This is a genomic window from Spiroplasma endosymbiont of Glossina fuscipes fuscipes (assembly GCF_049669535.1).
Classification (GTDB): domain Bacteria; phylum Bacillota_I; class Bacilli_A; order Mycoplasmatales; family Mycoplasmataceae; genus Spiroplasma.
Genome location: NZ_CP187162.1, coordinates 337,982 through 359,084, shown reverse-complemented (window position 1 = coordinate 359,084; position 21,103 = coordinate 337,982). Strand labels below are relative to the sequence as shown.

Sequence of the window (21,103 nt, the reverse complement as noted above, 5' to 3'; positions counted from 1 at the left end):
TGCAAATTATTTTTGTTAAATTAAGAAAATAAAACAAAAGAATCTTCATGACCTATAGTATCTTAATAACGGTAAGATGTAGAAACATTAGTCCATAACACTAACATATATAAGCATTTTATTTTTATCATACAACAACTATAACTTATTATTGCTATTAATGCAAGATAATTTTTGAATTATATCCTATCTTATTTATAATTGATTATGCCTTTAATTTAAAAAATGTTTCAATAAAATAAAAAACTAATAAAACATTATAGCTTGCAAAAAATATCATTAGCACTTTCAATTAACTGTGCTCCATTTTTAATAAAACTATTGTTCTTATTAGCAATTGTAATTCGTTCGGGAAAACAAAAGACTTCTTTACCATCATGATTTGCTAATTCAACAAGGCGGTGCGTATCATCATCGGGTGTTGATTGAACGATAATAAGACCATCCATTAAACCTGACATAATTCGATAAAGTTCATACTTTGTCTTTTTAAAATTTCCATCATATGATTCAGAAATGATGATTTGAAATTTAACATCGGGATATTTTTTACTAATGTGATTATAATCTTGCCATTTTTTAATTATAATATACTATTGCCCAATCCAAGATTTTCAATAACACATTGATTAATTCCTTTTTCTAGCATTACAATTAAAGTTAACTTTCGTTTGATAATTTTTTTGTTAACATTTTAGTAATCAATAATCCTGTTTCGTCAGGTTTTGTTGTTCCACAAATTACTAACTTATGACATTTATTATTAACTATCGTTAAATCACCATCATAAAATAATACAAAAGGTGGCCGATAAATATTACAAAGAGCTTTCGGATAATCCTGATCAATAATTGTAACATACCGACAAGTAATTTTTGCTTCAATATCAATTAAATCTTCATAAACAATTTTCTCTTTTGTTTCTAATGCTTGATAAATCTTAAGTCAATTTCCCTCATATTTTAATGCAAAAAAAGTAAAACTCGACGCATTTTGCTTCCTTTCTATTAATAAATAGCATCTTATTAACATAAAAAATATAACACGAAGAATTTTACTTTTTTAATTTTTATTTATCAGGAGACTTATATTTTTTAAAATAATTTCTCGAACCGGACGATAAGTTTTCCGATGAATTGCTGTTACTCCATATTTTTGTAAAGCAGATAAATGTTTTTTAGTCCCATAACCTTTATTATTTTTAAAATCATATTGCGGATATGTTTGATCGTATTCTAACATTAAATTATCCCGCGTTACTTTTGCTAAAATTGAAGCTGCTGCAATGGATTGTGAAAGATTATCACCATCAATAATTGCTTGATAATGATAAGATGGTGCTAATTTCTCAGCATCAGTTAAAATCAAGGCTGGTTTAACCGTTAACTTATCAATGGCATTTTGCATGCCAATAATACTTGCTTGTTTTGGATTCAGTGTCTCAACCATTTTAACTGACATTATTTCAATTGTATAACTAATAGCAACATTCATAATTTCTGTTGCCAACATTGTTCGTTGTTTTACAGTTAGCTTTTTACTATCTTTAATTGCTGGATTGAAATAATCAGTTGGTAAAATAACGGCACTAACAACTAAGGGCCCCGCTAAACAACCTCGACCCGTTTCATCTGTTCCTGCCATTATTGTTTCTGGTGGATATATTTCTAAAATCTTCTGCTCAAAAATATTCATAATTTATCTTTCCTTTGTTGGGGGAAATTCAAATGAAACTAATCCAAATTCATTATTTCATAATTTATTTAAAAAATCAGTTACAATGTTCGTTACATTGTCCTCATCAACTTTATGAAAGCGATTCTTTTGCATTGTTAACAGTAAACAAAACAATTCAACTTCGTTAGTTACATCAAACTGATCAGTTGGTAATAAATGATATTGTTTTACTAATAATGAAAAGTAATGTTGATACATTCATTTAACCGCTGCCAAACAAATATCTTCCTTTGGTAAAATGTCTTCTTTAATTGCCCGAGTAAATGCTAAATTAAGAGCAACTTGCTGTTGTTCAATTTTTGGTCATAAAATCCCAGGTGTATCAACTAAATCAATTTGTTCATTTAATTTTAATCATTGTTGACCTTTTGTTACCCCTGGTTTATTACCAACCCGCGCTGAATTACGGTTTACTAAAGCATTAATAAAAGTTGACTTCCCAACATTTGGAATCCCTGTTACTAATACTTTTAACTTTGGCGTTTTAATTCCTCGTGCTTTATCGCGTACAATTTTGGGGTTTAAAATAGCATAAATTTTTTCAACAATAATTTTATTAATTTTAGTGTGTTTACTATCTAATGGTAAAACAGCAATTTGCTGGTGCTCATAATAACTAAGCCACGCTTTAATTACGATTGGATCCGCTAAATCTTTTTTATTTAAAATAATTAGTTTTGGTTTTGAACCCCGTAATCTATCAATTAAAGGATTGGCAGAAGAAAAAGGAATTCGACTATCAACAATTTCAATAATCAAATCAATTAATTTACTTTGTTCATCAATTTGTTTAATTGCCTTTGCCATATGACCAGGAAATCAATGAATATTTGTTGACATCTTCTTTTCCCCCTTTTTAATATGCTCCTTTATTAAATTATTATTTTAAAAATAATTATTTAAAATAGTCCTCAACTCATTCTAATGAAACTGCTGGGATTTTTTTGCCATTTTGAAGATCTGCTAAAAAATCAGCACACAATAATAAATTATCCGTTGTTTCACCTTCTGGTAATGAAACATTTGCTGACTTTAACTTAATAAACTCTTTCACAAGTTCATCAACAGATGTTTTTAATTGAACACGGACACTATATGCTGTTTCTAATTTTTCTTGATATTTTGTTAATAATAATTTAAAGGCTTTAATGGCCACAACTTCTGTGTTATCCTCAATATCAAAAATTCCTAAAATTTGAGTATTTCAATAAACAGTTGGTGTATTGAAATTAACACCAGTAATCGGTGCTGTGTCAATAAATTCAACATTATTATAACGATGAACTTTTTCACGACCAAATAATGCTAATCTTGCTTTTTCAAAACTTTCACTATTGTTAAATAGCTTTGCTAATAAAATTTCTTTATTACTGTGTGGTAAACTAATGATTAATATTTTTTTATCAACATAATCTTTTAAAAAGGCATTAAAACCCTTAAGACACTGCTGATATTCTTCCTCACTCTGCTGATCGGGACTTAATAACATTTGACAATAAATTCCCTGATCACGATAATATTGCATTCATTTTTTTGTTTGTTCCACATCAGCTTTCTGCGTGTTTGAAAAAAGGATTATTCTTTTTGCTTGTTCTAATTTAGCATAATTCAAGAGATTAGCACCAGAGTAGGCAATTCTTGCATCAACAACTTCAATAATAACGTCTGCTGTTAATGCTAGTTTATCAGCTCTTTTATTATTTTTAATAAATTCACTTGGGATTTCAAACGTATTGTCACACATAATTGTGTTTCCTCCTTGTTTTATAATTTAGTAAAAATTAAAAAGACTTTAACAGTCTTTTTAATTTATTTAGTTTTAATAATTTCTTTAATCCGTGCAGCTTTACCAACACGATTTCGCATATAGTAAATACGAGCACGACGAACACGCCCATATTTTACAACTTCAATTTTGTCAATTAAAGGGGAATGTAACGGAAAATTTCTTTCAACTCCAGCACCATTACTAATTTTACGAATTGTAACTGATTTGGCAATGGCACTACCTTGTAACTTAATTACTACTCCTTCAAAAATCTGGATTCTAAACTTATTTCCTTCCTGAATTTTATAGTGAACCTTAATAGTATCTCCTGAAGAAAATTCAGGTAAATCAGTACGAAGTTGATTTTTTGTAACTTCTTCTGTTAAACGCATATTCATAACTATTCTTCCTTTCTACGGTTAATAAACCTATTTTATTTTTCGTTTTTAATTTTTGTTAATAAGATTTCTTGTTGTGGTGTTAAAGTTATTTTTGACAATAAATCTGGTCGTTTTAATCAAGTTTTTTTTAACGCCTCATATTCTCGTCACTGTGTAATGTTCTGGTGATGACCGCTTAGCAGGACTTCAGGAACAAGATGCCCATCATATGCAACTGGTTTTGTATAAACAGGATAATCTAAGAGATTATTTGTAAAAGAATCATTAAGATGTGATTGTGCATTAATAACATCACTGCATAGTCTTGCAACACTATCAATTACAATCATACTTGCTAATTCTCCACCTGTTAAAACATAATCGCCAATCGACAATTCATAATCAACATAATGTAAAATTCTTTCATCAAAACCTTCATAATGACCACAAATTAAAATCAAATCCTGTTCTTGTTTTGCAAACTGTTGTGCTTGCTGTTGATTATATTGTTTTCCCTGAGGTGATAATAAAATAATAGTAGTATTTTTAATTTGATGAGCCTTAATAGCTTTAACTAATGGTTCAATCATTAGAACCATTCCTTCACCACCACCATATTGGTAATCATCAACTTGGTGATGTTTGCCAATACTATAATCACGAATATCAACAATATTAATTGCAACCAGTTTCTTTGCTAAAGCCTTTTTAATAATTGATGTTGTTAAAAAATTACTGAACATTTCTGGAAATAAAGTTAATACTATAAACTGTTTCATTTAAATCACCTTTTTTAAAATTATTCTTTGTTGAATAAAATCAATTTGTTCAACATATTCATCAACATATGGAATCATCATTTTTGTCTCATCAGTTTTTTTAATTTCAAAAACAACATGTGCTTTTGTTTCAAATTGATGCAATAATGTTCCAATTACAACATTCTGGTAAAAAACTTCAAAATTAGTTAAATCTTCTTGACTAATAACTGTTGCTAGTTCCAAATCTGTTTTTTGGCATAACAGATAACATTCTTTAAAGGTCATCACTTCATTAATATTACTAAACTCTTTAAACTTCAGAATATATCCATGATTAGTGGGCGTAATTTTAATTAATGTTACTGGTTGATAAAGCAGTGGTAATTGTAGAAACATTAACTTATTAACTAACTGTTTTACATCTTTAATATTAACTAATAAGGTTGCCTTAACTTCCCCTTTAATTGCATGTGGTTTATTAATCTTAAAAATTTTTAGTAAATCTTCCATTTAAAAAACCTCAAATTTAATATTAACTTTATGTTGATCAACTTGTCCTCTAATATTTAATAATGTTCACAAACTATTAGCAATCAATCCTGATTTACCAACAACATACCCAAAAACTTCTTCACTACACATTACTAATAAGTCAACTTCACCGGTTTTTGTTTCTGGCAATTGTCGAATTTCATAATATAATTCGTTATCGTCTTGAGAAATTAACGGTTCAATTAAATTTTTAAGTTCTGTAATGTACATATTATTTATTGTTGAAATTTTAAACAACAACTATTTTTTTGTGCTTTTTTTGGGTTTTGAAACTTGTCTTTCATTATGTAATTTAGTCATTAAACCTTCTTTACTTAATAAATTACGAACGGTATCAGTTGGTTGCGCTCCTGTTGATAATCATTTGTAAGCAATATCTTGGTCAATTTTCACATCACCATTTATAGGATTATACGTTCCAATTAACTCAATATATTCTCCATCACGCTTGACACGAGCATCTGTTGCAACAATTCGATAAAAAGCTGCTTTCTTTTTACCTGTTCTTTTTAAACGTAATTTTACCATTAATCTTTTCCTTTCTAATTCTCTTCTTATGTTAAACTATGAAACTTAACATCCTATATATCATACCCTAATTAAGAAAAGAGTCAAGTTTTTTAACTTAACAGTTTTTTTACTTGGCAAAAATAACAAGAAGAAATATTTAATAATTTCTAATTAATAAAAATCTTTATTAAAAAGCCATAAATTTCATTCCCACTACGATATATAAATACATATGTATTAATGATGTTTGACAAGTTATAGTAAACCAGTAAACCGATATTAATATTTTATTAAATTTTGTTTAAAATAATTACTATTATTACTAATAATTATTTTTATCAATTCTTGCTTGCATAACTAATTAATTTTGTTGTTAATTTAATATTTGTTTATTTAACTATTTTTCCTTACCCATCAGTTTCACCAATTAAATTATTTATATAAAATAGTTTTAATATCTTAAATAAAAAAACTTTGTTGTGAAAAACAAAGTTTTAAAAAGTTTTAGTTTTTATAAATATTGATAATGTTAAAGATATAATTTTATCCTATTATTCCTTTAATTATCTCTGTTACTTGGATCATAAAAATCTTTATTTGTAACATCAAATGATGCCACTTTTAATGAATTTCATACTCGATAAACAGCATTAGCACTTTGTGTACCAACATTTAAAAAGCCATGAATTTCATCCCCACTACGATATAAATACATATCTATTGTTGATAATTGATAAGCTACAATAAAGCGGTATTCATATCTTATTAAATTTTGTTTAAAATAATTACTATTATTACTAATAATTATTTTTATCAATTCTTGCTTGCATAACTAATTAATTTTGTTGACAAACCAATATTCACTCGTTCAACTGTTGTTCCCTGCCCACCAGCACTAGCAGTTGAATTATTTAGATTAATATAATTATAATATTTTAAAAATTCTTCTCATGAAGTAGCATAATCCGTTCACTTAAATAATTTAATATTAAAATAATCCCTTGTAGCGCCTGTACTCATAAATCCTATTTTTTTAAAATCGATTTTTGGATTTAATTTTCCTTCTTCTATCTTTAACTTATTTTTTTCATTATTTTCTGCTTCCAAAAAGATATTTGTTCCTAAAATTCAGGCATAAAAAGCAGAAGTTGTTGCTAATATTGCAGTAAAAGCCGGCATTACTACCGATGTTCCACTAGCAACTGTCACATTAGCTGTTAAAATTGGAAAAATAATATCTCAAAAACTATGCGCTAATGTTTTAATAGATAAAGTGATATTAATACTTTTAATAATATTGTCCGCATACTCATTATGCAGAGCTAAATAATAGGATATTACCGCCGTTGTAACACCCAACGATGCTGCAACAACAGTCCCGCAATTGCTCATGGTACACTAATTCCAAAAAATCAGGCTGCCGCTCAAAAACCGGCTGCTGCAATTGCCACAATAGCAGTTGCCGTTTTAAATCCTGTATTTATATTATTTAGTTTATCTCAATATTCTAATGCAGCTTGTTTATCTTTATTTATATTACTAAAATTTGTATTATTAGTAAATTCATTAGGATTTACCGTTGAATTTGAACCAAATGACTTAGTTCCCTTATTATTTTTTTGTACTTCTTTGTCATAAAGATTTCTAAAGTTTGGAAATTCTTTACGAAAATCATTTATCATACTATCAAGTAAGTTACTAAAAGACTGGACTTCCATTGTTTGATATTTTTTACACTTTTTCTACCAAAATCACTTGCTAATTCAAACATCTTTTTTTCACGTGAACTTTTGTTCGAAGATTGTTTATGTAGATCTTTAAAATACTCATCAACTTCCTCAACATCAGTTTTTATGCCTTGGATAGTTGATAAATTGTTATTAATAATAGGGTCTTTGCTCCCTAACAGGTTACTATTAGCAGTAGCATTTGCTATTCCGCTTCCAACAATTATCATTGTTCCTAATCATACTAATAATTTTTGCATATCTATATTAATATTCCTTTTATTCTATACAACCCAACCACCCTACCAAAATTACTAAATTTAACAATAAAAAAATGATTACTATAATATATCGGTAATCATTTTCAGAATGTAAGTAATTTATGGTCAAAAAGTAAAATACAGTGATTTAAAATAAAAATAATTTCTCATCGTTTTCATAAATTTATTATAACAATTTTTTGTTAAAATAAAACACCTTATTTATAAAAAATATTTAATAATGTTTGTGGTATAAAGACATCTTTGTTTTGTAATGTTACACTATCTTCTTTAATCCCAAATACTTTTTCATTCACCCGTTTATTCAATGTTTGGCCATGATACTTATGATATAACTTATTATTTAAAAAAATATATAAATATTGTAAACCAATAAATAATATTAAAATGCAAATGAAAGCAAAGATTAAAATTAATCATCCTCATTCTTGATAAACATTTAAGAAGAAGTATGGATATCATGTATTTAGTGGTCTATGGTCTAAATAACGTAGTGTACCACGAATTAAAATAACAATAAAATATAAAATTGGATAAACTAAAATTAATCATAATGCCAATTTATGATGTTTTTTAAGATTATATTGAAAATTCCCCGATGTTAAAACATAACTAATAATCATACTAATTGGAATTACTAAATGTAATACAATCGTTGATATTCATGAATAAGCATCATATTGATTAGCATCTTGCGTATTTGTAAAAATTCCTAATCAAAAAACTAACATTGTAATTGTAATATATGTTGTAACTGCTAATTTTATTAAGTAACTAGGGCTTCGATTTGCAAACTTACCTTCAAATAAATAAATAAAAAAATATATCGCAACAATATAATTTGTTTGCGTTGTAAAAAAAGCATAATAATTTGATACTCGTTCCGCATAACCTAACGCGCTAAATTGTGGTAGTGGATCAATAATTGTTAAAACTAAATCAACAATTAAAAAGGATAATACTAATAACAAAGTTCCTAAACGGACATAAAATAAAATTTTATTATTTCATTTAAACATACAAAAACCTCCGATATTAAATTAACTAATTTTTACTTAATATTTTGTAATATTTTTGTTACGATGTCACTTTCTCATTGGTATTTCTTTAATTTGTCAATAATGATTTGAAAGGTTGTTGGGAAAACACTACTTTTTTGATCAAAGTGGTATCCAGAAGCATCTTCTAAATCAAATAAATATAAATCATTCAAATTAGCTCGCGACCAATATTCAAACCCATCTTCATGGTCTAAATCAATTGTTTCAAATTTACTCTCACTTGTTTTAAAAAAACTTTCCCAAAGTTCGTCAAAAGATTTTATCCCTGTCTGTAATGCTTCATATTGATACATTATATCTAAAATCATTTTATCAAAATAACCAATTGCTTTTCCAGTTCCTTTTTTAACAGAACTAAACTGTAATCCCAACACATATTGTTCATCAAGGCCAATAATAATAAAGAGATGACGTGATCAATTTTGAAATTTATCAAAATGGTCAGCCATAACAATATCCCCTGGTTTTAAAAAATCTTTCATTATTTAATTGTAATTTTCAAATTTTTAATTAATGTTTTAGAACAATCAGAACAAGCTAAAAATGGAAAAACATCCCCATTTGAAACAAATTTAATTCCGACTGGATTAAAAAAGTTATGACAAACTTCGCATTCTTTTAGTCCTTGTTTAACTTGCCCCAAACACTTTTCACACATATTTGCATTATTTTCCCGCAAAAAGTATTCATAACAATGAATACAATTACCAATGTCATTTTTAAATTGACCCGTTTCTCATTTTGAATATTCATAACGATCATTTGAACCAACATAACCATAAACTTTTAAAATTCATTTATTATCTTTTGAAACTTTCTTACCATTCAAAGTCACTTTTGTTAACAAATATTTGTTAGCTTCTGCTTGGTTCGTAAAAATTTTCACAACTTTAGCTTGATCTGGATAAAGTGCATTTTCAGTGTAAAACACTATATACAAATTCTTAGTCTCATTCACTATGTTTTCATCCTTTCTTGTTGTGGTAATTGATGATAATTTTGTTCTGCACATTTAAAACAAATAAGATAGTCTTTATTATTAACTAATAATTTGCCAAATAATTCACGGTTAAAATCATCACGAACAAGCCGGTGTTTTTTACACAAATCACATTGAAATGTTTCAACTCCTAATAATTCACTTTCACATTCTGAACAAAGGTGATGACGATCTAATTTACTTTTTACGCGGTTGCATTGCTGACAAACCGATAATTCTTTAATGAATTCTTCCGTTGCGCGTTTATTTAATTCATAATTATCAGTTGTATTATCAAAGGTAAAAATTAAGCAGAATGAAATTTGCTTAACAATATCAGTATTATATTTATCATCTAAATAACAATCTTCCAATGCTTGTTTTGCATCAGCGGCCGTTTTGCAAATGCAACGCAATGTTTGTGTTGTTCCATTTCCACCAAAAATAAAATAATAATCCCAATTCACTGCTTTGCTCCTTATTTCACGACATTAATAACTATTCTTTTATTATTATATCATTAATTTACAAAAACAGGACAGAAAAAGACAAAAGACTCTTTTGGTCTTCATTTTTCTTCATAATTGATTCAACTGCACGGTAAGACAATATTATCTAACTATTTTAAATTAATTAGTAAAAATTCGTAAAACCTTTAACGCTAATACTCGTAGGTTCCGATCAAGTTCTTTTCGAATTTTTGGATTATCAATAATTAAGGATAAAAATTCATATACCTTATTTTCATTATATGTTGATAGTTTATCAATAAATTTCTTAACATCTAATTTTAATGCAACTAGTAATTTCAAAATTTTATTTCAACTAGTTTTTGAACAATCTTTTTCAATTCGACAAATTGTTGATTGTTGTAAGCCAGATATCTTTGCTAATTCACGTTGGGTTAAACCCTTATGGATCCGTAATTGCTTAATAACTTCGTTCATTTATATATTTCTTTCATATAAAAAATAACTAAGTTAAATAATATATCTCTTTATCTATGCAATGCTAAAATTATAACAGAAAAAAAATTTTATTGTTAAATAAAATTTTTGTATGCATCAAATTAAAATAATAAATTACGGGGGGTGCGTGGAAAAGGAATCACATCACGAATATTCAACGTTCCGGTCACATACATTACCAACCGTTCAAACCCAAGCCCAAATCCAGCACTTTTATAATAACCATATTTTCGTAAATCTAAATATCATTGTAAATCTGATGTTGGAATTTGTAATTCATGACAACGTGCAATAATCTTATCATAACTATTTTCACGAACACTTCCTCCTACTAATTCACCAATTCCTGGTACTAACAAATCACAAGCAGCTACTGTCTTATTATCATCATTAACTTTCATGTAAAAAGCTTTAATTTCTTTTGGATAATTAAATAAAAAAGTTGGTTTCTTAGTTTCTTGTTCACATAAATATCTTTCGTGTTCAGTTTGTAAATCCATTCCCCAAAAAATGTCAACATTGTCAAACTTATGGCCATTCTTTACCGCTGTTTGTAAAATTGTAATTGCTTCGTTATATGAAAGACGCACAAATTGATTGTCAACAACATTTTGCAACCTTGTTAATAACTGATTATCACCATTATTATTTAAGAACTCAAGTTCACGACGATTATTATTAAATAAATAATTAATAATATATTTCACCATTGTCTCAATCAAGTCCATATTTTCGGTTAAATCAATAAAGGCAACCTCTGGTTCAATCATTCAAAATTCTGCAGCATGTTTTGTTGTATTAGAATTTTCAGCGCGAAAGGTTGGACCAAAAGTATAAACTTGGCGAAAAGCTTGGGCAAACCCTTCCACATGAAGTTGACCTGAAACAGTTAAACTTGCTTTTTTACCAAAGAAATCCTCAGCATAATTATCATCGGTTCTTGTTGTGACAACAAATGATTCTCCCGCTCCTTCAGCATCATTACTTGTAATAATTGGTGTATGAACATAAATAAAATTATTCTTATTAAAGAATTCATGAACTGCAAATGCACTACTACTACGAATTCGAAAAATTGCATTAAAAGTATTAGTTTTTGCCCGCAAGTGCACAATTTCACGTAAATATTCATAAGTATGTTCTTTTTTTTGTAACGGATAATCTTCACTTGCTTGGTCAAGAATTTCAATATTACTTGCTTGAATTTCAAATTGTTGTTTCGCGGTTGGTGTTAAACAAAATTTTCCTGTAACTTTTACTGCCGATAAAATACGAACTCCACTAAGTTCTAAAAAATTAGTTAGTTGTTCTGCCTTATAAACAATTTGAACATTATCAAAAATAGTTCCATCATTAACAATTAAAAACCCTAGTTTTCCACCGCTCCGATTTGAGCGTACTCATGCTAAAATTGTAATTTCACTTTGATCTTGAATTTCGTTTTGATATAATTGTAAAACTGTTGTCATTATTTGTCTCCTTTTTTGTATTTATAATTTAAGTGCACTTTGCAATGCTAATTCAACCATCTGGTGAAAATTACTTTGACGTTCAGCAGCTGAGGTAACTTCGCCTGAAACAAATGAATCTGAAATGGTTAATAATGCTGCAGCTCTTTTATTTAATGCTAAAGCATTAGCAAACAAAGCAAACGATTCCATTTCAACACAAACTGCATTATATTCAGTTCGAATCTTTTTTCAATCATCGACATTTTTACGATAAAAAACATCGGAAGAATGTACGATTCCAGAATAAGTCTTAATTTTAATTGCTTGAGCCACTTTTTCAATTGTTTCAAAAATAGCTTCTGAAGCCTGAAGAACTTTATCATTAACACCCGCAACAATTTGAGCAAAATTATTTTCCCCATAAGCACTTGTTACATTAACAATATCATAAACTTTTAATGAAGCATCATAGCTTCCGGCCGACCCAATTCGAATAATATTATCAACATCATAAAACTTAAATAATTCATATGAATAAATTCCAATACTTGGGCAGCCCATTCCACTTCCGGCAATTGTAATTGGTTTATTTTGATAAGTTCCGGTATACATATACATATTTCTAATTTCATTTACTAATTTTACATTTTCTAAAAAAGTTTCTGCAATAAATTTAGCGCGCAGCGGATCTCCGGGCATTAAAACTGTTTTAGCAATATCTTCTTTTTTGGCATTAATGTGTGGTGTCATTGTTGTCTCCTCTTAATATTCTATATTTAATTTATATTGTACTATAAAAAATAAAAAGGAACATTAGTTCCTGATAATTTAACGATACTTTTTTAAAATTTTATTACTTTTAACCTTATTTTCTAAATATTGTCGTTCTTTATCCATTGATAATAACACCTGAATTAAATTATCATTTCAATATATCAATGGTAATAAAACAGAAATAAAAATTTCACTTTTTTCGTATAATGATGATGAAACAACAATATGGTTAACATCAGCATATTTTGATAAATCAGAATTATATTTTGAAGTAACAGCAACAACATTTGCACCATTATTTTTTGCTTCTTTTGCTGCCGCAACAACAGCTTGTGTTTTGCCCTCTAAACTCATACAAATTAATAAATCATCTGGCTGCATTAAACTTGCCCGCATAATGGTATTGTTTTCATCTTCAACCAAAATACTACAAGCAAAACCAAAACTAAATAAACGATTAGCTAATTCTTTTACTGCTAAACCAGTATTACCAACACCCACTAAATAAATTGCTTTTGCTTTTTTTAATAATGTAACTGTTTCTAATAATTTATCACTATGAAAAATTTGATTATTACGTTGTAAAATATCTTGATAATATAGAAAAATATTTTCTGTTGCATCTAAATTTAAATTGTTAGTTTCTAAGCGCTCTTGTTCAGCAACAATTGCAATAATAAAATCACGATAGCCTTTAAAACCTAATTTATCAATTAAAGAATAAATTGGAGAATAACCAATACCTGTTGCCTTTGATAATTCTTCAATCTTAATATTTCGAAGATTGCGAACATTATCACGAATGTAATTAGCAATTCTAACTTCTTTTTTGGTACAACTTCCTTGAATCATTGATAACTTGGAAAGGATTGAAATATTTTCCATTTGCTAATAATCCCAACGATTATCTTGTTGCGCCATAACAAATTCTTTATCAACAATATCTGATGATCAAACTTTATTAATTAAATTATCAGTAAAATACATTCAAGGCAATAGTTTATTGACATAAATTTTATGGTCGTTAGCACGTTGATTAGGAGTAGACATAATATGTGATCAATTTGATAACTGAACCGCTTTTGACATATCCTTTCCAGAAATTGCAACAATTGTAACTCCTTTTTCTTTCGCAATTGTTAAGGCTTTATTAACTGATTCATTATCACCAAATAATGAATAAGCTAAAATTAAATCATTTTTATTCATAAAACGAGAACGGACCATTAAATCCTCTTCATTTTCGTTTAAATTAAAGGCATTAAAACCAAAACGGTATAGTTCTAATGCTAAAGTTTGTGACAAAGCATTAGTTGAGCCCATTCCAATTACAAAAATTCGATATGCCCCTTTAATAGCATTAATTGTTTGATGCATTACATCATTATTAATCATCGCATCATTTTGATTAAGAATATCAAAATATGTTTTTTTCATTAAACTTTCCATGTTCTCAAAATCCAACGATTTGATTTCAACATCTGCTGCAATAGCAATTAAAAAATCACGGTAACCTTTAATTTGCATTTTTCGTAACAAACCATAAATTGCACTATAACCAGTATTAACTTGTTGTGCTAAAATTTCAATATTCATTGTTGTTACTTCTTTCATATTTTCTTTAATATATTTAATTATTTCATTTTCTTTTTTTGTAAAATTTTTTGAATCAAATGTCTCTAATTTTGATAAAAACGAAGCCATTGTAATCTAATCTCCTTTTATTCTATTTTCCATTAATTCTTGTGCTGCTAACCGGGCAATCATTGCCGCATTGTCAGTACAATATTCTAATTTTGGAATGATTATCTTTAAGTTTGATGTTGCTAAAGCTAAAATTGCTGTTCGTAACGCACTATTGGCAGAAACTCCACCAACTAACGTAACCATCTTTGGTTGAAAATTTTCAATTGCTAACTTTGTTTTTCGCATAATAATATCAACACAAGTTTTTTGAAAAGTGGCACAAAAGTTTGGGAGGTTAAGATTTTCCTTACCGTGTTCTTTTGTAATTAAATTAGCTGCCGCTGATTTTAAACCACTAAATGAAAAATTATAACTTTGATCATTTAAAGGCAATGGTAAATGATAAGCAGTTGGCATCCCAGTTCCTGCTAATTTATCAATAATTGGCCCACCAGGATATCCCAGCTCCAACATCCGCGCAACTTTATCATAACATTCACCAATTGCATCATCTAACGTTGAACCTAAAATTTCAAAATCCAAATGTTTTTTCATTAATATTAGTTGTGTATGGCCACCGCTAACAAGCACCGCTAACAAAGGAAATAAAAAATCATTGTCAATTGCACTAGCATAAATATGACCATATAAATGATTTAATGGGAGAATTGGAATCGCCAAATAGCTGGATAACGTTTCAGCTATTATTTTACCAATATGTAAAGCACCAATTAAACCCGGTTTTGCTGTGTAAGCAATGTATTGTAAATCCGTTACTTTTATTCCTGCTGTTTGTAAAGCTTCTAATAAAACATACGGAAAATTTTGTAAATGCAGGCGGGACGCAAGTTCTGGAACAACACCACCATATTTTGTGTGTTCATTAATTTGTGACGAAATAATATTTGCTAAAATTTTTCCATTTTTATAAATCGCAATACTAGTTTCATCACAACTTGTTTCAATTGCAAGAATTACCATTACATACACCTCAAAAATATTATATAATAATTTTTAATAAAATGATAAGAAACCGGTTACTATCAAAAATAATAAAAAAATACTACAGAAGTGTAGTATTTATTTTAGTTTTGTATATTCAATAAAAATCCAATCTAAATAACCTTGTTGTCTTTCATTACTTTTTCAATGCCTGCAATTGCAGCTTCTTCGTCAGCACCTGATGCAACAATTTCGACTTCTGCACCTTGATGAATTCCTAACGCAATAATAGTCATAATTGATTTCAGATTACCAGTTTTTCCGCCTGAGAAAATAGTAATATCTGACTGGTACTTTCCAGCTTCTCCTACAATTAATGCAGCTGGGCGTGCATGCATCCCAACAGGATCAGCGATAACAGCTTTAAATGATGCCATTAAATTTCCTCCTTTAAAATATACTCAATTATTATATCAAAAAAAATTAAAATAACTATATTATCATTCAACAATTTTACCTTTTTAAGCAATAATTTCAATGAGAATTTCTTGTTGCTCATTTGAAATTATCCTTGAATTTAGAAATGTCATCACCTGCTAAATGATTCAATTAAAATTAATTTTAATTGCTTGATTTGATATTAAATAATTAGTTACCAAATTAGGATCAAAAATAACATTAATAATTTTTAAATCTATTTTTTTAATACTTTTAACAAGAAAATAACTCTCTTCATCAACACAAATTACTGTTTCAATATGTTTATCAATTATTGTATTTGTCAATAATGTTAAATTTGTCTCATAATCATCACCAGTTAAAACAAGATAATTTGTCATTAAGTTTAAATCATTGCTCGCCTTAAAATATCCGCAATATAATGTTTTTCACTCTGTTCCTAATGATAAATACAAGATTGCTTTTGCTTGCAAAGCTGTTCTTGTTACTAATTGATACATTATTTTTTCAAAATTAAAATACAACGCTTGAAACTTATTATTCTGCTGTCCAAAAACAAGGATATTTGCATTATTCTCATATTTTTTTAGTAAATTTGAAACATCTTCATAATAACTAGTAAAAATAATTATTTTCATGTTTCATTGCTGTTGCAAGGTTTGCAATTTTAAATCAAAAAGGTTTTTATCTTCATTAACTAATACAATATTGACCACAGTATTTTCATTAGCTAATTTGTTTGCTAAAAACTGGATAATTTGACAAGTTCATTTTGATGTTTTATCAAAAATTAATAATGTAACATTTATTTGCTCTTGATTTTTTTTAAATAAAAAATAATTTTGTTGTAAAATTGCACTAATTCGTTCGCGCATATCATCACTAATTGACCCCCCCCCCGCTAAAATAACGAGAAAATGTTCCAACTCCACAACCGGCAATTTTTGCTAATTCCTTATAATTTTTAATTTTCATCTCGTTCAACCCCCATTATTTTATTTTCTTAATTGCCTGACTATCCGCCGAGATGATTTTAACATTATATGGACTTGAAAAAACAATTTGCACATTTTGAGCAATAATTTTCACAACAACACCAATTCCAAACAAATCATGACTAACACTATCATTTACTTTTCACATGTTAGGTTGAAAAGAAGGTTCAAGATTTTTATTTAAATGAAAAGATGTTGTTGTTTCACCACTTGTCTTTACCCCATCACGACCAAAAAAAGATTTTGGTTTACTAAATATTAATTCACTAGTAACCTTTTGATGAAAATCACTATCTAATTCTTTGATAAAACGGGAAGGAAAGCGTTCATTTCCAGTAATATATGAATAGCCTTCCGGATGACTTAAAAATAGTAATTCTTTTGCTCTTGTAATCGCAACATATAACGTTCGACGCTCTTCTTCAATTTGATCATGTCCCATTTTAATCGCTTGACTTGTTGGAAAAATTCCTTCGTTTAAACCAACAATAAAAACAACTTTTTTTTCTAATCCTTTGGCACTATGAATTGTCATTAAAGAAACAGTATTATCAGTTAAATTATCACTATCACTGTCAGTTTGTAACGAAACTAATTGTAAGTATTCGCTTAATAATTCAACTCCAGTTAAATTATTATTTTGTTGATCAAATTTTGCCACTGAAGCAATTAATTCTAAAATATTCTCTTCACGTTCTTCTTCAAAATTATCACGTAAACGTTGTTGATATCCTGTTTTATTTAGTAACAACATTAAAAGATTTTCAATTGTTTTTGTTTTTGGCAATTCCGTTAAAGCGGCTAAAATTGCTGTGCGCAAATCAGTTAGGTTATGCTGTAAACTTGTTGATAGTAAATTAAAATGTTGTTCTAATAATACTGTAAAAGATAGTTCTTGTTCTTTTAAAACGGTCATAATTTGTTCAAATGCTTTTGGCCCAATTTTTGGTGTTAATAATAATACTCGTTCCACCGCTAATTGATCATTATTCATAATTACTTTTAAGAAAGCAAGAGCATCTTTAATTTCTTTTCGTTCATAAAATTTAAAAGCACCAAAAATACGATAAGAAATCCCATAGTCTGCTAAAGCAATTTCTAAGTCATGCGATAAGTAATTTGCCCGATATAAAATCAAAATATCTTTATAATCATAACTTTCTTGTTTAATCAAATCCTTAATCTTTCGGGCCACAAAATCACTTTCATCAGCACTATTTACAGCATGATATAAAATCGGTAATTGTCCTAATGCCTGATTTGTAAATAAATCTTTTGCAATCCGATCTTTATTATTTACAATTAAATTATTAGCTAATGATAAAATACTTTGACTTGATCGATAATTTTCATTTAAAATAATTGTTTCCGTTCCAGGAAAATATTGCTCAAGATTTAAAATTAACCTAACTTTTGCGCCTCGTCATGAATAAATTGTTTGATCAGGATCGCCAACAACTGTAATATTATGAGCAGCCCCAACTAATCATTTAATAATATCAAATTGTAATTCATTCGTATCTTGAAATTCATCAACTAAAAAATAATCAAAACGATTTTGTCATTTTTCTAAAACTTCAGGATGATGCTTTAATAACTTATATGTTAATAAAATTAAATCATTAAAATCAAGACTCTTCAATTCTTTTAACCGTTCCTCATAATATGCATAGACTTCGGCTCAACGTTTTTCAGCACCAACAGCATTGCTCTTTGCGCTAGCTGGACTAATAAAGTCATTCTTCTGATTACTAATATAACTCTTTACCATTCGACCTTCTTGTGCGTCATATTTAGCATTAAATGTTTTATAAATATTGCGTAAAATACTATCCTGGTCAGCCATATCAATAATATTAAAATCACGCTCATAATTTAAGGCAACAATATCTTCTCGTAAAATGCGCACACATAAAGCATGATAAGTTGAAATCATACAACGTTTTCCATTAACACCAATTAAGTCAACAATTCGTTCTTTCATTTCATTTGCTGCTTTATTAGTAAAAGTCACCGCACAAATTCGTCACGGTTCTAAATTAGCATACTTAATTAAATAAGCAATTTTATTAATAATTACCCGTGTTTTCCCACTACCAGCTCCAGCAATAATTCGAACAGGACCCTTAATTGCTAATACAGCTTCTCGCTGATTTGGATTCAAATGTTGAATAAATTCATTTCCCATACGCTTCTGCCTTTCTTTTCAAACAATTACATTTTACCTTATAATTCATCAATTTCTTTTAAAACTTCATCAGAAATATTCCCTGGTTGGTCTTTTTGCAAATGAACATGTTGTGTCGCTCTTGTTATTGGTTTTTTCGAAACTTTTTTTTGTTTTTTAACAATTGGTTTTGTTTTAACATTAAACAAATGAAAATGACGATCAAATAAAATTTGATGGTTTGGATTTAAAGCAACTGCAAAAATTAATCCTAAATATCATAAAAAATAAGTTGTTGTCACAATTCGAATCACAATTATTGTCACCGGGTTTTTGTTGGTTGTTCGGAATAAATCGCCTAAATTAACATGAAAAATTAAATTTAAACTTAAATTGGTTAATAACACAATAAATCATGGCAAAAAAATAATAAATAGTTCCCGGCTAAAAATAACCCCTAATTTTAACTTTTCTTCTGTATTAACTAATTTAATTTGAAACAAAAACTTACCAACAGTTTTCCCATCTCAAAAATATGGTAAAAGAACAAAATAACAGAAGAACAACAAAAACGTTATACCAATAACAACAATTGGTGCTCAGACAGTACGTTGGGCATCTCAATAATTCATTGTTAAAGTTAAAACTAACGGAATTAAACTAGCCAAAATAATATCAAGAAAACGCACAAAAATAACACGTAATGGTCGTGCTAATGGATGCAAGTTATAATCCTCATCTCGTCTCGTTGCTGTCATTGCCATATCCGTAGCATCTTTGCTCACTATTGAATGATTAGTTTTATCTGCTAATTTTGCCATAAAATCTTATTTAGTATTTTCTAGTTTTCAACTTTTAATAAATCCCTTAATGTCATTAACAATTACTTTAAACTTTGGTTCTTGAATATCTTTAATGTATTTATTTTTAAGAAAACTTTTATATCGTCGTTCTAATTTATTCTCGGTGCTATGAATTGCTTTAATGGATAAGGCTTTATTATTTTGTAAACGAACAAGACGTAAAAATGTTACAAGGCAAAAACGAATAAAAGCATATTCTAATTCTTCTTGATATTCACGATATAAATTTAAATCACGATATAAATTGAAAATATAAATTCATTGTTTAATTAAATCAAAAACGCTATAATTTACAAGCCCTATTTCATAATCAGCTAAAATATCTTCAATTGCTAAAAAGCCGTTGGCATATGCCAAGATATTATAAATAAAAAAGGCATCAGTACGGCGATAATCAAGTAAAGTAATATTTTTTTGTAATACTAATTTACGACGAAAAATTTTAGTAAAAACTAAAGAATGCGTATAAGCTAAAACTTCCTTATCTGTTTTTGGAGATAATAAAACATTCGCCTTATTTCGAATCTCACTATTTCCTTTTGAATGAGGATAATTTAACCGAAATTCAACCATGTCAATTTTCTTGTGTTCAACTTGGTGTTTTATTACATTTTCTTTTAGTACAGCAACAGCTGTCTTGTGAATAATTTCACCTTCATCAACAATCATAAAATAATCACCATGCGCAACACCAATAGCAGTATTAAGCCCATAAGAAAAACCTTGACTTCGTAAATTTGTGATTACTTGCATTTTTTTGCCAACATTATAAAAATGCTCACTCATAACCTCTAACGTTGGTGATTTAGGTTGAAAACCAGTATCATCAACTAAAACAATTTCATAATCATCATTGGTTTGTTCTTTAATTGACATTAATGTTTTCATTAGTTTTACGGGGTTATTTTGTGTTACAATAAGAAATGATAAAAACATACTAGTATCCTCCCTATTTATACTTGTAATAATTATAACATTTTAATTTCTTTTTTAGTACAAAAGAACATAGTTAAACTTAAATGTTCTAAAAATCGAGGTTCTA

29 protein-coding genes and 1 riboswitch are annotated in these 21,103 nt (G+C 28.1%); all 29 genes read right to left on the bottom strand.

Annotated elements, in window-relative coordinates:
• Positions 1-35: 35 nt before the first annotated feature.
• A riboswitch (purine riboswitch) is annotated at positions 36-133 on the bottom strand.
• Between the two features lie 124 nt (positions 134-257).
• Positions 258-461, bottom strand: coding sequence for a hypothetical protein (locus ACOBWH_RS02215; RefSeq protein ID WP_424526877.1), 204 nt, complete (start codon positions 459-461; stop codon positions 258-260).
• Positions 462-660: 199 nt separating this feature from the next.
• A complete protein-coding gene (locus tag ACOBWH_RS02210) occupies positions 661-1,032 on the bottom strand; it encodes a DNA-processing protein DprA (protein WP_424526876.1) in 372 nt (123 codons plus the stop codon).
• A 30-nt stretch (positions 1,033-1,062) separates the two neighbouring features.
• Complete coding sequence (locus ACOBWH_RS02205; RefSeq protein WP_424526875.1) at positions 1,063-1,695, bottom strand: ribonuclease HII; 633 nt, start codon at positions 1,693-1,695, stop codon at positions 1,063-1,065.
• Positions 1,696-1,698: 3 nt separating this feature from the next.
• Positions 1,699-2,577 (bottom strand): ribosome biogenesis GTPase YlqF, encoded by an 879-nt coding sequence (gene ylqF / locus ACOBWH_RS02200; protein WP_424526874.1) that lies wholly within the window; start codon positions 2,575-2,577, stop codon positions 1,699-1,701.
• A 55-nt stretch (positions 2,578-2,632) separates the two neighbouring features.
• The gene (locus ACOBWH_RS02195) at positions 2,633-3,481 is read right to left on the bottom strand and encodes a ribosome biogenesis GTPase RsgA (protein ID WP_070406500.1); all 849 of its coding nucleotides are present in this window, start codon (positions 3,479-3,481) and stop codon (positions 2,633-2,635) included.
• A gap of 65 nt (positions 3,482-3,546) precedes the next feature.
• On the bottom strand, positions 3,547-3,903 hold the full coding sequence (gene rplS, locus ACOBWH_RS02190) for a 50S ribosomal protein L19 (protein WP_070406499.1): 357 nt from the start codon (positions 3,901-3,903) through the stop codon (positions 3,547-3,549).
• 35 nt (positions 3,904-3,938) lie between these two features.
• On the bottom strand, positions 3,939-4,664 hold the full coding sequence (trmD, locus tag ACOBWH_RS02185; RefSeq protein WP_424526873.1) for a tRNA (guanosine(37)-N1)-methyltransferase TrmD: 726 nt from the start codon (positions 4,662-4,664) through the stop codon (positions 3,939-3,941).
• Positions 4,665-5,156: a ribosome maturation factor RimM gene (gene rimM, locus ACOBWH_RS02180; protein ID WP_252156420.1), complete on the bottom strand. Its 492-nt coding sequence runs from the start codon at positions 5,154-5,156 to the stop codon at positions 4,665-4,667.
• Positions 5,157-5,408: a hypothetical protein gene (locus ACOBWH_RS02175; protein ID WP_424526872.1), complete on the bottom strand. Its 252-nt coding sequence runs from the start codon at positions 5,406-5,408 to the stop codon at positions 5,157-5,159. It abuts the gene before it with no gap.
• Between the two features lie 30 nt (positions 5,409-5,438).
• Entirely contained in the window at positions 5,439-5,729 is a 291-nt protein-coding gene (rpsP, locus tag ACOBWH_RS02170) for a 30S ribosomal protein S16 (protein ID WP_197490520.1), read from the bottom strand.
• Between the two features lie 538 nt (positions 5,730-6,267).
• Entirely contained in the window at positions 6,268-6,525 is a 258-nt protein-coding gene (locus ACOBWH_RS02165; protein WP_424526871.1) for a hypothetical protein, read from the bottom strand.
• Positions 6,519-7,100 carry a hypothetical protein gene (locus ACOBWH_RS02160; RefSeq protein ID WP_424526870.1) on the bottom strand — a complete coding sequence of 194 codons (582 nt, stop codon included), beginning with the start codon at positions 7,098-7,100 and terminating at the stop codon, positions 6,519-6,521. The genes ACOBWH_RS02165 and ACOBWH_RS02160 overlap by 7 nt, the downstream gene beginning before the upstream one ends.
• Positions 7,046-7,390: a hypothetical protein gene (locus ACOBWH_RS02155; protein ID WP_424526869.1), complete on the bottom strand. Its 345-nt coding sequence runs from the start codon at positions 7,388-7,390 to the stop codon at positions 7,046-7,048. Before ACOBWH_RS02155 ends, ACOBWH_RS02160 begins: the two co-directional genes overlap by 55 nt.
• Positions 7,384-7,695, bottom strand: coding sequence for a hypothetical protein (locus ACOBWH_RS02150; protein ID WP_424526868.1), 312 nt, complete (start codon positions 7,693-7,695; stop codon positions 7,384-7,386). The genes ACOBWH_RS02155 and ACOBWH_RS02150 overlap by 7 nt, the downstream gene beginning before the upstream one ends.
• Positions 7,696-7,913: 218 nt before the next feature.
• Entirely contained in the window at positions 7,914-8,735 is an 822-nt protein-coding gene (locus ACOBWH_RS02145; RefSeq protein ID WP_424526867.1) for a hypothetical protein, read from the bottom strand.
• Between the two features lie 32 nt (positions 8,736-8,767).
• Entirely contained in the window at positions 8,768-9,259 is a 492-nt protein-coding gene (locus tag ACOBWH_RS02140) for a hypothetical protein (protein WP_424526866.1), read from the bottom strand.
• A complete protein-coding gene (locus ACOBWH_RS02135) occupies positions 9,259-9,663 on the bottom strand; it encodes a hypothetical protein (RefSeq protein WP_424526865.1) in 405 nt (134 codons plus the stop codon). Before ACOBWH_RS02135 ends, ACOBWH_RS02140 begins: the two co-directional genes overlap by 1 nt.
• Positions 9,664-9,734: 71 nt before the next feature.
• Positions 9,735-10,223: a hypothetical protein gene (locus tag ACOBWH_RS02130; RefSeq protein ID WP_424526864.1), complete on the bottom strand. Its 489-nt coding sequence runs from the start codon at positions 10,221-10,223 to the stop codon at positions 9,735-9,737.
• 162 nt (positions 10,224-10,385) lie between these two features.
• Positions 10,386-10,703, bottom strand: a complete 318-nt coding sequence (locus tag ACOBWH_RS02125; RefSeq protein WP_424526863.1) for a helix-turn-helix domain-containing protein — start codon at positions 10,701-10,703, stop codon at positions 10,386-10,388.
• Between the two features lie 122 nt (positions 10,704-10,825).
• The gene (asnS, locus tag ACOBWH_RS02120; protein WP_424526862.1) at positions 10,826-12,193 is read right to left on the bottom strand and encodes an asparagine--tRNA ligase; all 1,368 of its coding nucleotides are present in this window, start codon (positions 12,191-12,193) and stop codon (positions 10,826-10,828) included.
• Positions 12,194-12,214: 21 nt separating this feature from the next.
• Positions 12,215-12,925 carry a purine-nucleoside phosphorylase gene (gene deoD / locus ACOBWH_RS02115; protein ID WP_424526861.1) on the bottom strand — a complete coding sequence of 237 codons (711 nt, stop codon included), beginning with the start codon at positions 12,923-12,925 and terminating at the stop codon, positions 12,215-12,217.
• Positions 12,926-13,003: 78 nt separating this feature from the next.
• Positions 13,004-13,834, bottom strand: a complete 831-nt coding sequence (locus ACOBWH_RS02110; RefSeq protein WP_070406487.1) for a MurR/RpiR family transcriptional regulator — start codon at positions 13,832-13,834, stop codon at positions 13,004-13,006.
• Between the two features lie 3 nt (positions 13,835-13,837).
• Positions 13,838-14,653 (bottom strand): MurR/RpiR family transcriptional regulator, encoded by an 816-nt coding sequence (locus tag ACOBWH_RS02105; RefSeq protein WP_424526860.1) that lies wholly within the window; start codon positions 14,651-14,653, stop codon positions 13,838-13,840.
• Between the two features lie 6 nt (positions 14,654-14,659).
• Positions 14,660-15,616 carry a tRNA (adenosine(37)-N6)-threonylcarbamoyltransferase complex transferase subunit TsaD gene (gene tsaD, locus ACOBWH_RS02100; protein ID WP_070406485.1) on the bottom strand — a complete coding sequence of 319 codons (957 nt, stop codon included), beginning with the start codon at positions 15,614-15,616 and terminating at the stop codon, positions 14,660-14,662.
• 134 nt (positions 15,617-15,750) lie between these two features.
• Positions 15,751-16,014 (bottom strand): HPr family phosphocarrier protein, encoded by a 264-nt coding sequence (locus tag ACOBWH_RS02095; RefSeq protein ID WP_070406484.1) that lies wholly within the window; start codon positions 16,012-16,014, stop codon positions 15,751-15,753.
• 159 nt (positions 16,015-16,173) lie between these two features.
• Entirely contained in the window at positions 16,174-16,911 is a 738-nt protein-coding gene (locus tag ACOBWH_RS02090; protein WP_424526859.1) for a hypothetical protein, read from the bottom strand.
• A 115-nt stretch (positions 16,912-17,026) separates the two neighbouring features.
• Positions 17,027-19,219 carry an ATP-dependent helicase gene (locus ACOBWH_RS02085; RefSeq protein ID WP_424526858.1) on the bottom strand — a complete coding sequence of 731 codons (2,193 nt, stop codon included), beginning with the start codon at positions 19,217-19,219 and terminating at the stop codon, positions 17,027-17,029.
• Positions 19,220-19,257: 38 nt separating this feature from the next.
• The gene (locus ACOBWH_RS02080) at positions 19,258-20,019 is read right to left on the bottom strand and encodes an RDD family protein (RefSeq protein ID WP_424526857.1); all 762 of its coding nucleotides are present in this window, start codon (positions 20,017-20,019) and stop codon (positions 19,258-19,260) included.
• Positions 20,020-20,025: 6 nt separating this feature from the next.
• Entirely contained in the window at positions 20,026-20,997 is a 972-nt protein-coding gene (locus ACOBWH_RS02075; RefSeq protein WP_424526856.1) for a glycosyltransferase family 2 protein, read from the bottom strand.
• Positions 20,998-21,103: the final 106 nt, after the last annotated feature.